The sequence below is a fragment of the Halomonas sp. AOP43-D1-4 genome, from assembly GCF_052446175.1.
Taxonomy (GTDB): Bacteria; Pseudomonadota; Gammaproteobacteria; order Pseudomonadales; family Halomonadaceae; genus Vreelandella; species Vreelandella citrativorans.
The window spans coordinates 117,955-131,708 of sequence record NZ_JBQSVY010000011.1; the positions used below are offsets into that span (position 1 = coordinate 117,955).

Annotated in this window: 11 protein-coding genes; 4 read left to right on the plus strand and 7 right to left on the minus strand. The window is 52.9% G+C overall.

The features are described 5' to 3' along the window. Position 1 precedes the first annotated feature (1 nt). The gene (nirB, locus tag ACT3RQ_RS13545; RefSeq protein WP_444680656.1) at positions 2-2,512 is read left to right on the plus strand and encodes a nitrite reductase large subunit NirB; all 2,511 of its coding nucleotides are present in this window, start codon (positions 2-4) and stop codon (positions 2,510-2,512) included. A gap of 26 nt (positions 2,513-2,538) precedes the next feature. Further along, the gene (gene nirD, locus ACT3RQ_RS13550; protein WP_444639292.1) at positions 2,539-2,937 is read left to right on the plus strand and encodes a nitrite reductase small subunit NirD; all 399 of its coding nucleotides are present in this window, start codon (positions 2,539-2,541) and stop codon (positions 2,935-2,937) included. A 48-nt stretch (positions 2,938-2,985) separates the two neighbouring features. On the opposite strand, the gene ACT3RQ_RS13555 is transcribed toward nirD, so the two are convergent. The 4 genes from ACT3RQ_RS13555 to ACT3RQ_RS13570 form a co-directional block, all read right to left on the minus strand. Next, on the minus strand, positions 2,986-3,897 hold the full coding sequence (locus ACT3RQ_RS13555; RefSeq protein WP_444639293.1) for a GntR family transcriptional regulator: 912 nt from the start codon (positions 3,895-3,897) through the stop codon (positions 2,986-2,988). Positions 3,898-3,907: 10 nt separating this feature from the next. Beyond that, positions 3,908-4,639, minus strand: a complete 732-nt coding sequence (locus ACT3RQ_RS13560) for an ABC transporter substrate-binding protein (protein WP_444639295.1) — start codon at positions 4,637-4,639, stop codon at positions 3,908-3,910. Between the two features lie 37 nt (positions 4,640-4,676). After that, entirely contained in the window at positions 4,677-7,304 is a 2,628-nt protein-coding gene (acnA, locus tag ACT3RQ_RS13565) for an aconitate hydratase AcnA (protein WP_444639297.1), read from the minus strand. A gap of 543 nt (positions 7,305-7,847) precedes the next feature. Next, entirely contained in the window at positions 7,848-8,375 is a 528-nt protein-coding gene (locus tag ACT3RQ_RS13570; RefSeq protein ID WP_444639298.1) for a GNAT family N-acetyltransferase, read from the minus strand. Positions 8,376-8,504: 129 nt separating this feature from the next. On the opposite strand from ACT3RQ_RS13570, the gene ACT3RQ_RS13575 reads away from it, so the two are divergent. Then, complete coding sequence (locus tag ACT3RQ_RS13575) at positions 8,505-9,440, plus strand: cation diffusion facilitator family transporter (RefSeq protein ID WP_444639299.1); 936 nt, start codon at positions 8,505-8,507, stop codon at positions 9,438-9,440. Between the two features lie 14 nt (positions 9,441-9,454). Here ACT3RQ_RS13575 and ACT3RQ_RS13580 read toward each other — a convergent pair whose 3' ends face one another. Continuing rightward, positions 9,455-10,627 (minus strand): MFS transporter, encoded by a 1,173-nt coding sequence (locus ACT3RQ_RS13580; protein ID WP_444639300.1) that lies wholly within the window; start codon positions 10,625-10,627, stop codon positions 9,455-9,457. 136 nt (positions 10,628-10,763) lie between these two features. Between ACT3RQ_RS13580 and ACT3RQ_RS13585 the strand changes: the two genes are divergently transcribed. Further along, positions 10,764-12,164 carry an aminotransferase-like domain-containing protein gene (locus tag ACT3RQ_RS13585; RefSeq protein WP_444639301.1) on the plus strand — a complete coding sequence of 467 codons (1,401 nt, stop codon included), beginning with the start codon at positions 10,764-10,766 and terminating at the stop codon, positions 12,162-12,164. Here the strand turns inward: ACT3RQ_RS13585 and ACT3RQ_RS13590 are convergent. Continuing rightward, a complete protein-coding gene (locus tag ACT3RQ_RS13590) occupies positions 12,143-12,286 on the minus strand; it encodes a hypothetical protein (protein WP_444639302.1) in 144 nt (47 codons plus the stop codon). The two genes, ACT3RQ_RS13585 and ACT3RQ_RS13590, sit on opposite strands and share 22 nt — an antisense overlap. 75 nt (positions 12,287-12,361) lie before the next feature. Continuing rightward, a complete protein-coding gene (locus ACT3RQ_RS13595) occupies positions 12,362-13,111 on the minus strand; it encodes a FadR/GntR family transcriptional regulator (RefSeq protein ID WP_444680657.1) in 750 nt (249 codons plus the stop codon). Between the last annotated feature and the right edge of the window lie 643 nt (positions 13,112-13,754).

Sequence of the window (13,754 nt, forward strand, 5' to 3'; positions counted from 1 at the left end):
CATGTCCACCACCTCTAAACGCAACGTGATTATTATTGGTAACGGTATGGTCGGCCACCACCTGGTCGAGCAGCTGGTTGAAAACGGCGCCCTGTCACAGATGAACGTCACCGTGTTTGGCGAAGAGCGCCACCGTGCTTATGATCGTGTGCACCTTTCTGAATATTTTAAAGGCCGCGACGCCGAAGCGCTGGCCCTGTGTGATGGCGACTACTACGCAGGCCATGGCGTGACATTCAACAGCAGCGAAGCGGTCATAGCCATTGACCGCGAGGCCAAAACACTGACCACCGAGCACGGCCATTACGCTTATGATCAGCTGGTGCTGGCCACCGGCTCCTACCCGTTTGTGCCGCCCATTCCCGGTAACGATCGCGAAGGTTGCCTGGTCTATCGCACGCTGGATGATCTCGATGCCATCCGCGAGGCGGCGCAAAGTGCGGCCACCGGCGTCGTGGTGGGCGGCGGCCTTCTGGGCCTGGAAGCGGCTAACGCGCTGCGCGGGTTAAATCTGGAAACCGCGGTAATCGAGTTTGCTCCACGCCTGATGCCCATGCAGGTGGATAGCGAGGGCGGTGAGCTGCTGCGCGAAAAGATCGAAGCCCTGGGTGTTCAGGTACTCACCGAGCGTGCCACTCAGCGCATTGAAGATGGCGTAACCAGCCGCCATCGCATGGTCTTTCAGGATGACAAAATACTGGAAACCGACCTGATCGTGTTCTCGGCGGGTATTCGCCCCCGAGATCAACTGGCCCGGGAGTGCGGCCTGGAGATCGGCGAGCGCGGCGGCGTAGTGATCAACAATCAGTGCCAAACCAGCGACCCGGCGATTTTAGCCATTGGCGAAGTGGCGCTGTGGAATCAGAGCATTTTTGGCCTGGTGGCGCCTGGCTATCAGATGGCAAAGACAGCGCTTTCGACGCTCACCGACGGCGACGCTTCTTTTACCGGTGCTGATATGAGCACCAAGCTCAAGCTTCTGGGGGTAGACGTCGGCTCGATTGGTGATGCCCATGGCAACCAAAACCCCGGCGCGCGGATGTTTCGCTACCTTGACCCACTTACCCAGATTTACCGCAAGATGGTGGTCTCAAGCGACGGCAAGAAGCTCTTGGGCGCCATGCTGGTGGGCGATAACAGCGTCTACGATACCTTGCTTCAGTACTACGCCAACGGTATCGAGCTGCCCAAAGAGCCCGCCTCACTGATTCTGCCGCAAAGCGGCGCCGCCCCGGCACTTGGCCCGGATGCCCTGCCGGAAACCGCGATGATCTGTTCGTGCCATAACGTCACCAAGGCCAGCATTTGCGCGGCCATTGACGCAGGCGCCAGCGACGTGGCATCCGTGAAAGGTGACACCCGCGCCAGCACCGGCTGCGGTGGCTGCGCGTCGCTTTTGAAAAGCGTGGTGGATCATGAGTTGGCTGCACGCGGCGTTGAGGTGGACAAGTCGATTTGCGAGCACTTTCAGCACACCCGTCAGGAGCTTTACGACATTGTGCGCGTTGAGGGCATCAAGACCTTCAGTGAGCTGATCGAAAAGCACGGCGTGACTGGCGCTCACAGCTTGGGCTGCGATATCTGCAAGCCCGCCGTCGGTTCCATTCTCGCCTCCTGCTTTAACGAGCCGATCACCGATGCCGCGCATATCCCGCTTCAGGATACCAACGATACCTTCATGGCCAATATGCAGAAAAACGGCACTTATTCGGTGGTGCCACGTATCGCCGGAGGCGAAATTACCCCGGACAAACTGGTGGTACTGGGTCAGGTGGCGCAAAAATACGGCCTTTACTCCAAGATCACCGGCGGCCAGCGGATTGATCTGTTCGGCGCCCGCTTGGAAGACCTGCCTGATATCTGGGGCGAGCTGATCGAGGCCGGCTTTGAAACCGGACACGCCTACGGCAAGTCGCTGCGTACGGTGAAATCCTGCGTGGGCAGCACCTGGTGTCGCTACGGCGTGCAGGACAGCGTGGGCATGGCGATCAAACTTGAGAACCGCTACAAGGGCCTTCGTGCTCCTCACAAGATCAAGTTCGGTGTTTCCGGCTGCACTCGCGAGTGCGCCGAAGCCCAAAGCAAGGATATTGGGATTATCGCCACTGAAAACGGCTGGAACCTCTACGTGTGCGGTAACGGCGGCATGCGCCCACGCCATGCGGAGCTGTTTGCCACCGATCTTGACGATGAAGCCCTCTACCGCACCATCGACCGCTTCCTGATGTTCTACGTGCGCACGGCGGATCGCTTACAGCGCACCTCGGTATGGCGGGAAAACCTGGAAGGCGGGCTGGATTATCTTAAAGAGGTAATTCTCGACGACCGCCTGGGCATGGGTGATGAACTGGAGCGCCAGATGCAAACCGTGGTGGATAACTATCAGTGCGAATGGGCAGGCGCCATCAGTGACCCGGATAAGCTCAAGCGCTTTAGAAGTTACGTCAATGATAGCCGCCCAGATCCATCGATCATCATGACCAGTGAGCGCGGCCAGCTACGGCCTGCCTAATCGTCATCATTTCAAAGGGCTACTCCATGACCGCTACCGCAATGAAGCAAGCAACAGTTACACAAAGCAGAAAGGCACCGACCGGCCAGAAACTGTGCAGTAAAGCCGATCTGGTCGCGTTTTCCGGGGTTGCTGCATGGCTTGAAACACCACAGGGGCCAAAGCAAGTCGCACTATTTTACTTGCCGGGCTTTGAGCGTGAGCTTTACGCCATTGACCACCACGACCCGTTTTCCAACGCCAATGTGATTGCCCACGGTATTGTGGGGGATATCCAGGGTGCCGCCGTGGTGGCTTCACCCATTTACAAGCAGCACTTTCGTTTGGAAGATGGCCAGTGTCTGGAAGACGACAGCGTCACGCTAGGTACCTGGAAGGTGAGCTTTAAAGGGGTGGATGTGTGGGTTGAGGAATCAGCCACATAGGTGAAGATGCACATGTAAGAAGCAGCTTCATCTTTCCCTGCCGTGCCGTTAACGGGCAAAAATACCTTGGGCAATGCGCATTTTTTCCTGACGCGTGCGCTCCAGGTGTTCCGTTAGATAAACAGCCGCTTGTTGATTATCTCCCGCCTCCAGCAGGTCAAGAATCGCCAAGTGCTCTTTATACTCGGGCACGGGCGATTCGCGCCGGGCATAAACGTGGTATTCAATCAGGCGACGCAACCGGTTAGCGCGTTTAAGGCTTTCAATCAGAAACTGGTTATTTGAGCCATTAACGATGCTTTCATGGAAGTAGGTGCCGCTTATATACATTTGACGCTCAGAGATCGTGCTTCCTTCTTCAGACACGGCCTCCGTTAACGATTCCCTTAACTGCTTGAAGACTTTCTTATTAATCTGGTAGCCAGGCTCTCTTAACGCGGCGGGCTCAATTAACAAACGAAAACGAAAACACTGATCATACGTTGCCTGAGAGGTTAAGAACTCATTAAATTCCCAGCCATAGCCCAAAAGCCTGGACACCCAGCCTTCAGCCTCCATGGCATGCATCGCTTGAAGAATCGTGTTGCGACCAAGCGTATATTTCTTGGCAAGTTCCGCCTCGGTAATTTTCCCGGCGATCTGATTATTTAAATAATCGACGCCAATCGTAAAACACAGTGGCGAGATTGAAGAGCCTTGCTCTAGCGGCTCGTTAGTATCGGCAAAAAGCCCACGCTTGGTATCCACTAAAAAGAAGCCGCGATTAGGCTGGCGCTTCACCACCCCCTGCTCTTCCAAAAACTGGAAGGCGGCACGAATGGGCGTCCGCGAGACCTTCAATTTCGTTACATAGCTCGCCTCCGTCAGGTGGCTCCCTACGGGTATAGCCTCTTCATGAATCAACGTGTGAATACGCTTTGCCAAACGCTCAGCGGTAAGAGGTGATGCACTATTAACCACGACCCATCCTTTAAGCGCTTGGCGCGACCGAGGCACCCTGAATATTATGCTTGGCTAACAAGCGAGCGACCTCCCCTTCCGCTTTTGCCTCTTCAATAAACGCGGACAGAAAAGCGGCGGCTTCCTGAGGCCGTTTTTTCGGAACGCCCATCGCCTGCTGGATCGTCATAAAGTGCCCAGGCAACAGCCGCAAACCACCAAACTCCTCAATACCCGCTTCCAGCTGCTGCTTCACGCCTGCGGCGATATCCAGCTTGTGTTCAATAAAAAACTCCACCACTTTCGGAGAAGTAGGTGCTCTAACCAGCTCGGCGTGTTGAATAGCGCGGCTAAGGTAAAGATCATAAGCACTGCCCTTACCAACCACGATCTTCTGACCATGGCGGTCAGCCTCTTGCTGATCAGTAATTGGCGAATCCTCGCGTACCAGATAGCAGCCTTCAATCAGCACATAGGGCGCGGTAAATTGAATACTTTCAGCACGCTTGGGGTCTAGCGCAAAAAAGCCCATATCGGCCTTTTCATTGCTGACAACGGCAACGGCCTCACCGGCAGAGGCATATACTTGAAGCTCAAGTTCAACGTCCAGCCGGTGCGCGATCATCTTTGCCAAATCAACCGAAACGCCATAGGGCTGCTGATCGGCATCGAGTCCCGCCAATATCGGGTTACCCACGTTAATAGTGGTGCGCAACACGCCGGTAGGCGCCATTAGCTCTCTTAGCTTGTTAATATCGCTCACTTATCACTTTCCTTATGAAGGGCTTGGCCAGTATTACTCAGGCCAATGTTTTTTTCAGTAGCGAGGGAATAACGCCGCCTTCTTTAAGCAGTGCAATTTCTGCCTGCGTATCGACCTGGGCGATAGCCATTAGCGTCTCTACCTCGCCTTGCACTCTTAAAATATTAACTTGAATCCAAGCGCGAGGGGTTAGCGTATCGGCCTGCGCCTGAATCTCGATTTGATCACCCGGCTCAATATTCAGCGTGGTTGAGCTAACGCCCGCGGGTAAGTTCAGCGGCAAAATTCCCATGCCGATCAGGTTTGAGCGGTGAATACGCTCAAAACTTGCGGCAAGTACCGCACGAACGCCTAGCAACCGCTGCCCTTTTGCAGCCCAGTCTCGCGATGACCCCATACCGTAGCGCTCACCCGCGACGATCACAACGGATTCATTGGCTTCACGGTAGCGCTTGGCTGCCTCAAAAAGAGGCATAACATCGCCGCTGGGTAGATGACGCGTGTGTGCAACCGATGCATCGAGAGCAAGATAGTTTTTTAACGTTTTATTGTGGAAGGCGGCCCTTACCATGACCTCCCAATTGCCCCGGCGTGAGGCAAAAACGTTTAGATCATCACGACGTTCACCGCGCTCAACCAGATAGTCAGCGACACGACTATCAGCCGGAATGGCACTGGCAGGTGAGATATGGTCGGTCGTGACATCATCACCGACTATCAGCAGAGGGTAAGCAGTATAATGGCCTAGCTGACTGCCCTCGGATACCGCAGCAAACGGTGGGCGGCGCAGCGTGTTAGAAGCTTCCTCCCATGGGAAGGTCGCTGTTTTAGGCGCATCCAGAGCCTCCCAACAGGTGTTACGGCTTGCCTGTTTGAAATCTTTTGCAAAATCGGCAGCGTTCAGCGCCTCGGCTAACGCGGCATCGACGTCTTCCCTGACAGGCCATAGGTCACGCAGGTAGATATTCCTACCGTCATACTCCGCCAGTGGCTGCTTGAAATCATGCTCGGCATTACCGGCCAAGGCAAAACCCACGACCAGCGCAGGCGACATGATAAAACCCAGGTCAAGATCTGGGTGCACGCGTCCTGGGAAGTTTCGATTACCCGACAGCATCGCTACTGCACGGCAGTTACCTGCTTCCTGTGCCTGTCTGATTTCTGGGGTCAATGGCCCCGAGTTACCGATACAGGTGGTACAACCATACCCGACGATATCAAAGCCGATAGCGGCCAGATCTTCCATTAGCCCTGCTCGCTTGAGGTAGGTAGCCGCTGCTGGCGAGCCTGGGGCAAGCGAGGTTTTTACCCAAGCAGGCGGTTTTACCCCATATCGGCGAGCCTTTCTGGCCAATAGCCCTGCGGTGATAATAAGGCGTGGATCGCTCGTGTTGGTGCAGCTAGTAATGGCAGCAATCGCTACGGGGTGGCGGGGCAGGTTTGAAACTGAGCGATTAAATGTTGCACTTGGCTTAAATTCAAGCTTTGTCAACACCGCTCCCACGTCAGTGTAATCATGTACATCCTGGGGCCGCGTAGGCCCGGCGACCTGCATACCAATAACGCTTAAATCAATCTCTATACACTGTGTATAGGTAGGCTGCTCATCGGCTTCAAACCAAAGCCCCGTCGCTTTGCAGTAGTCTTTTACCCGTTCAACGGCTTCTCTCGAACGCCCTGTTTGGTCAAGATAGCGCAGGGTTTGCTCATCCACCGCAAAAAAACCCGTAGTGGCACCGTACTCAGGCGCCATATTAGCCACGACAGCACGATCACCGGCCGTTAAGGTGCCCACGCCCGGTCCAAAAAACTCAACGAACTTGCCCGTTACGTTCAGCGCCCTCAAGCGCTGAGTAACTATCAGCGCCAAGTCGGTGGCCTGTGCTTGCGGCGCCAGTGTGCCTGTCAACTTAACCCCCACCACGTCGGGAATGCGCAGCATGGTGGGGACACCAAACATTACCGTTTCCGCCTCAAGCCCACCTACCCCCCAGCCCAATACACCAATGCCGTTAATCATTGGCGTATGGCTATCAGTACCTATCATCGTATCGGGCACCATCCAGCACTCATCATCCCGCTCTTGAGTGGTTACGACGGTGGCCAGTTGCTCAAGGTTTAGCGTGTGCATAATACCGGTGCCCGGCGGGTGAATGGTCACGCCTTCAAGTGCACTGGAGGCCCAGCGTAAAAAACGATACCGCTCGTGGTTACGGCGCATTTCATGCTGAAGGTTGTCTTCTGAGGCGCTGCTGCTGGCGAACACTTCCACAGCAAGCGAATGATCTACAGAAACATCTACCGGTAAATGCGGTTTAAGCACTTCAGGGTCACCACCCGCCTCACGTATTGCATCACGCATAGCGGCAATTTCCACTAACGCAGGTGTGCTCGTTGTATCGTGCATCAATATCCGTCCCGGCTGAAAGGCGATTTCATCACTGCTCGTGCCGTTTTCCAGCCACCTCAACAGCGCTTGAGTACTGCGCTTGCGCTCCTCCCCCGTCGTATTACGCATAATATTTTCAAGCAGAAGGCGCAGCACATAGGGCAGCTTGTGAAGCGTCTCGCCGAGTAATTTGGGTAGTTCGATAATCGCGTAATCATGGCCCTTGAACGTCAAATAGTCATGCGTGTAGTGGGTTAGCTTCTCAAGCTTGTGCATAGTTCATGCCGCCGTATCTGACGATTGTCGTTATTGACTGATGAGTCGATCTCAGGCACCATAATTGCACTTTATTAATCAAAAATACAATATATGCTTTAGCCGATTTCCTGTCCTGAAGAGGTCTACTGTTTGATTTTTCCAATGAAAACGCCGCCTGATAGGCGGCGTTAGAAGCAGAAGCGCGTTACAACCATTAGCCGTTAAGCATTAAGAAAATCGATCAACGCTTTATTAAACTCGTCAGCGTGGGTGGTGTTAATCGCATGCGGGCCGCCTTCACTAGCGCTGGTACCTGCTTTTCCCAGGAACGGCCGCTTAATGGCCATCCATGGATAAGCACCACAGGTTTGCCTGCGCCGTATACCTCATAATAAATCTCTACCGGCGTTCCCTGTTCTGTACCCGCGCTTAACACTGGCATCGTTAGCCCCTCCTGATTGGCTGCGTATTGATCAACAGCATGCCTTCAAGGTAGTACACGCTTTTTAACGTTACCAAGGTACGCAGCACAGAGCGTTGCTGGGCCTTATAACGCCGCTTTCAGCAGACTGCCTTCAAGACACACTGATATACCAGGCAATCAACGCGCTTGTCGGCCACTTGGGAGTGCGCTGGCAAGATATCCATGGCATCGAAGCTGGCTTTCTGCAACACATGCTGAGAGGCATCGTTCTCGACAGAAACAATCGCCGTTAGCGTAGTGAGACCATAGACACCGCGCGCTTCCTCCATTAGATGCTTAAGCGCCCTATAAGCAACTCCTTGACCACAGGCACTTTTTGCAATGCGATAACCTACCTTCGCTTGGTTTTCGTCAATATCGCGCAAATTGGCGCGGCCGATAAGCATTCCTCTCTTGCGTATCAACAGCGGGCTCATTCGACGCTGGGCATTCAAGGAAAGGCAATCAACAATATGCTGTGAGACGCCTTGAGGCGTATAAAAATGCCTATAACGCGCTTCAATATGCTGCTCAAACCAGGCACGTTCGGCGGTTTCAAACGCCAACAGGTCGACAGCGTCCTCAGGGGTTAATAGCGAAAAGGTTAAGTCCTTGGCATGACGCATAACGTCCTTCTCTTTGTGAGTACTTTGTCACTCGCCTGTGTGGCCTTAATGCATAGCTTTCGTTGGTTCAAAGATGAAAAATGTTGCTATGCTTGCGGGTTATATCACTGGCGGTGGGGCCAAATATCCATGAAAACAGAAACGCGTACACTGGCATTTTCCGCCTTTATGGCGCTCTTGATTGGCTGTGCCGGGATTACCGCTACACTCGCCTCCAATTCCCAGGCTATTTTGCTCGATGGGTTATTTAACCTAATCTACTTTAGTGTAGCTTTAGTGACGATCAAGGTGAGTAAATTAGCCAGCCGTCCTGATAGTGAATCTTATCCGTTTGGATACAGTTACTTCGAGTCGCTGGTTAACCTGTGTAAAGGGTTATTAATTCTAGGTGTTTCCATCTTTGCTTTGGTCGATGCCATTGTCGCGCTCCTCTCTGGCGGGCGAGAGATTGCAGCGGGCCTTGCGGTCATCTATGCCCTGTTTGCCACGCTTGCCTGCTCGCTGACCGCTTGGGTAATGCACCGCAGTCAACGCTATACCGCAAGCCCTCTGATCGCGGCCGACAAACTCAACTGGATCGTCAATAGCGTGATTTCCGCAGCAGTTCTCGCGGCATTTTGCCTGGTAGTACTCCTTGAGCAGTTAAATTTGAACACGCTAGTGCCGTATATCGATTCGGTACTGGTTATTGCGGTCGTCGTGCTGTGCTTGGGCGTGCCTGTACGCATGGCCTCCCAAGCGCTGAAGGAGTTACTCAACAAAACGCCCGAAGAAGCCATTGCTGCCCCTGTGCGCGACGCTATTTCCCGGGCACTGGCAGAAACGCATACCCAAGAAGTCCGTGTGCGTATGGTACGCCCAGGGCGCCTGCTTTACGTTATGGTGCACGTGGTGCTGCCTGATGAAGGCATCACCACGTCGTTAACCGCTCAGGATGACCTACGCGCACGGATTGATGAGCAGGTGCGGCGCTGCTATGCACCGGTCGTGTGCGATGTGGTGTTTACCGCAGACACGCTGTGGGCAGCGCCCTCTTGTGGGTTGCTGATTGAGCGACACACGTAAGCAAAGCGCACGATTTATGGCTGGCGAATGGCCGTCAGCCGCCTGGAAGATCTGTTCGGGCCGATGAGCAGCAGACTAACCGTGGCAATGACGCCCACCAGTAACGCCACGCCAAATAGCGTCAATGCGGCTACATGGCCTACTGAATCAACAAGGGCGCCCGTTATCATTACCGGGAGGCTAAATCCCACATACGCCATCAAAAAATAGCCGGCGCTTGCCTGGGTAGAAGACGGGCCAGCAATGGCTAGCACTCCGCTTAAGCCACCCAAATAGATAAACCCATAGCAGGCGCTGCTGGCCGCAACTGCTCCCAGTAACACAGCTACCAGGCTTCCCTGAAGGCCGCCCCAGGCAATTAATCCGTAGGCGAGAGGTAAGATCATCAACCCCAGTACTGTGGCCTTCACGGGCGTCAAGGCGCGTGCCCAAGGCTGAAACAGTACTCCACAGCTGCAAATGCCAAACGTGGCAAAACCACTCCAGGGTGTTAAACCGTTCTGGCTTAACGTGGAGGGCAATATAGCAATCACCAACCCTACGGTTGCCCATGCAAGTAAAATGGCCAGCCCAAAGCTCAGTGTTCCCGGCGGATAACCTGGCAGTCGCCACATCGCTCTTTGGGTAGCAGCAGGTGCGATATTTTTTAGCGGAATCACTGCAACTAACGCAATGGTGCCTCCACCCAGATACAGCCATAGGCTTGGCGGCGTCACACTGGGCGTATGGAGAATAAACAAACTGGTAACCGCCGCACCCAAACCAAACCCAAGCGCGGTACTGGACGTTACGTACGTCGTTGCCATGCGACCGTCGTCACTATTAAGTAACCGATGCATATATCCAGGCGCGACGGCTGAGGTCAGCCCGGTGCCAATGCCTAATAAAAAGCGCGCACCCCCCAGCGTTATCAAGCCAGGCATCAATAGGGTTAGCGCAGTGGCACTTAAACAGAGCAGAAGTGCGACAATGATTAGCGGTTTAGGCCCTACCCGATCCGCCAGCCCATTAAGCCCCAGCAATACCGGCATGACACCCGCGACGTAACAGGCAAACGCGAGTGTGGCTGCGCCCACGCCGACGCCTGCTTTCGCCGCCAGGATATCGTAAAGCGGTGCCTGTAAATTAACCGCAGTGGTAATCATACATAGTGCAAAAGCCAACCGGGGCGCGTTATATCGGTCCATCTTTTTTCCTAAACGGGTCATGGGTTAAGCCATTACGCTCGCACCCATCCCGCCTAGAGGTAAGGTACACTTGTCCATCATTACCCAAGCACTGTTCCTGCGTTTTTGAGAACAGTGGCCGGCAGCAGAGATGTTTATGAAACTTCAGGTCGACCGACATGCCGCTTCCCCAATTGCGCAGCAGCTTGAAGAGAGTATTCGCCATTGGATTCAAGAGAATGGAGCGGGCGGGCGTCGCTTACCTTCCATACGCCGCCTAGCGGCAGAGCTCGATATTAGCCGTAATGCGGTTATTGACGCCTACGAACGGTTGGTGGCTACTGGCCTGGTTCGCTCAAGACCCGGCTCCGGGTTCTTTATCGCTGATGGCGTTGCCGTTACTCCCCAACCATCGTTAGCCTCTACCCCTCTTCAAGAAGTTACCAATGGGCTGTGGGGGCTGTTTAGCGCTAATGAGCACTCGCTAAAACTGGGCTGCGGGTGGTTGCCTAATGCTTGGCGCGAGAGCGAATACCTGACCTACGCCATTCGCCAAGTGGCGCGTAAAAGCCAATCAGGAATTTTTGAATACAGTACGCCCCAAGGACTGCAGGAGCTTCGCTGCTTGATCCAGGAGCGCTTGCGCCCCCTCGCAATATCGGCAAGTGCTGAGCAAATTGTCATGACCAGCGGCGGCAGCCATTCACTGGATTTATTGGTGAGGATGCTGCTTGAACCCGGCGACGTGGTGTTTGTGGAATCGCCGGGCTATTACAACCTATTCGGCTTGCTGCATTTACAGCGCGTTCGCGTGATTGGGGTACCGCGCCTTGCTGATGGGCCGGATATTAACCGTTTGGAAGCCCTCTTAGCAGAGTACCATCCCAAGCTTTTTTACGTGAACAGCGTGTTTCATAACCCTACCGGCAGTACGCTCACACCGGCGACTGCACATCGCGTTTTACAGCTCGCCGAGCAGTACGATTTCACGATTGTAGAAGACGATATCTACGCTGATTTTCAGCACACCCCGACCACACGGCTCGCCGCACTGGATGGTCTTAAACGGGTTATTTACCTGTCCAGCTTTTCCAAAACGCTCACCTCATCGCTGCGGGTCGGCTTTATAGCCGCCCCGCCTTCACTAGTGCAACGGCTTGTGGATATCAAGATGTTAACCAGCATTTCCTCCTCGCGCTTTGCTGAGCAGGTGCTGATCACGCTGCTTCAAAACGGCAGCTATCGAAAACTCACTGAACGCTTAAGAACCCGGCTCTCCAACCAGATGGCACTGGCGTTTACGCAGCTCAAGCAAGTCGGTTGGGAGGTATTCACTGAACCGGCAGGCGGCATGTTTATATGGGCCAAATCGCCGGTGGGGAAGGAAGCACTAATGGAGAGCGCACGCCGTTTTGACATTATGCTATCGCCCAGCCACTTGTTTTTCCCTGACAATCAAACAACGTCATGGCTGCGCCTGAATATCGCCTATCTGCAGGATCCAAGAGCCAAAGCGTTTATTGCCGCCAATGGCAATCAAGGCAACACATCAAAATAGGTCATCAACCCAACGATGGCGCTGATGGTGACAAAGGACATGAGCGTGCTCGCCATCAATGCACCGGCAGCCACGTTCCCCATACCATAACGCTGCCCCAGTAAAGGATAGACACTTGCCATGGGCGCGCTGGCAGTTACGCCACGTAGTTGCAGCCCATAGAGTGAGATAGAAAGAGCCGATAGATATGCTCTGCGCTATTTTAAATCACGATACTGGGCATAGGTATCTCGAGCCCGGCCAAGATGCTGACGCATCATTTCTCGTGCGGCATTGCCATCACGGCATAAAATAGCATTGAGAATTTGGACATGCTCCTCTTGCACCCGCTCCAGATAGCGCTGAGAAGAAAGCGGATTAATATCATTACTCAGAAGCTTGGCTCGTGGAATCACGCTTTGACTCCACTGTTCATAGAACGATTGAAAAAAAGGGTTTTTAGTCGCCGTAGCAATTGCAAAATGAAATAAATAGTCTTCTTCCCGAGCCTGGGACTTGGTTTCATAAGCATTGGCAAACGCTTGATGTTGGAGTTCCAAGCGCTGCCGGTCTTCCTCATCGTAGCGCAGGGCTGCCAACTCGGCAGCCGCAGGCTCCAATGTTAAGCGCAGCTCCAAAAGATGCAAAATATCTTCCACCGTAGTGGGATTGATACGCTCTGCTGGAAGCGCCTTCAATTTAGAAGAACGCAGAACGGACGTACCTACACCACGTCGGGTTTCTACCAACCCTAATGATTTTAGATGAGTAATGGCTTCTCGGATAACGGTACGGCTTACACCAAAGGATTCACAAAGGCTATTTTCTGTTGGCAGTTTATCGCCTACCGCCACCTTGCCTTGTGTGATAAGCGCCTCTAACTGATCCGCCACATGAACAGACAAACTGCCCTGCTGAGCGACTTTATTGACCTTAAATGACGCCGTACTAGGTGTCTGTTTGATCATATCAACGATCCCTTCCATTTATTTACCTGTTTGTACTATATCGTACAAACAAAGTTCTATAAGTACTATTAGGCTTTATAAGGATGTCCAGTGAAGAATTTTTTCTCCATGCTACCGTACTGTTTCCTTATCGTGTTCAACGTAAAACATTTGCTATGGTCGGCTGATATAAGGCATTAGCTCTAGACTTTTTTCCAGCAGTCATAGGAGACCTGCTATCCTTTCAACAGGCGTTTACCTACTCAAGGGGTCTATTAGAACATACGACTTATACTATCTAATATCAAAAGAGAAATCGCTTTTGTAGTATACCTTTTCCATCTTATACTGCGACTACTCAGCACTTAAATTCAACGCTATTTTGAGATTCAGGTTTCTTTCTCACAGTCATGTTTTATATCAAGCTACCAGCTTCATAAAAGCGCTTGATTACTAGCAGAAATAAGGAAAAACTAACTTAAACTCAGATAAAACATCGCAACGTCCTCTGTCATAGACGCCTAGTTAGGATAATGGCTTTACCACACACATTGACGTTGAATTTTATTTAATCACTACATTTAAACTATCTAACTACGAGCAAACTCAAAATATAATTAGCACACCACACGCTATCTTAAACAATATTTAACCTTTATTAACA

Excerpts from the sequence above, each read along its gene's own strand:
- nirB (WP_444680656.1), top strand. The coding sequence starts at position 2 with ATGTCCACCACCTCTAAACGCAACGTGATTATTATTGGTAACGGTATG.
- nirD (WP_444639292.1), top strand. The coding sequence starts at position 2,539 with ATGACCGCTACCGCAATGAAGCAAGCAACAGTTACACAAAGCAGAAAG.
- acnA (WP_444639297.1), bottom strand. The coding sequence starts at position 7,304 with ATGCACAAGCTTGAGAAGCTAACCCACTACACGCATGACTATTTGACG.
- ACT3RQ_RS13570 (WP_444639298.1), bottom strand. The coding sequence starts at position 8,375 with ATGCGTCATGCCAAGGACTTAACCTTTTCGCTATTAACCCCTGAGGAC.
- ACT3RQ_RS13575 (WP_444639299.1), top strand. The coding sequence starts at position 8,505 with ATGAAAACAGAAACGCGTACACTGGCATTTTCCGCCTTTATGGCGCTC.
- ACT3RQ_RS13580 (WP_444639300.1), bottom strand. The coding sequence starts at position 10,627 with ATGGACCGATATAACGCGCCCCGGTTGGCTTTTGCACTATGTATGATT.
- ACT3RQ_RS13585 (WP_444639301.1), top strand. The coding sequence starts at position 10,764 with ATGAAACTTCAGGTCGACCGACATGCCGCTTCCCCAATTGCGCAGCAG.
- ACT3RQ_RS13590 (WP_444639302.1), bottom strand. The coding sequence starts at position 12,286 with ATGGCAAGTGTCTATCCTTTACTGGGGCAGCGTTATGGTATGGGGAAC.
- ACT3RQ_RS13595 (WP_444680657.1), bottom strand. The coding sequence starts at position 13,111 with ATGATCAAACAGACACCTAGTACGGCGTCATTTAAGGTCAATAAAGTC.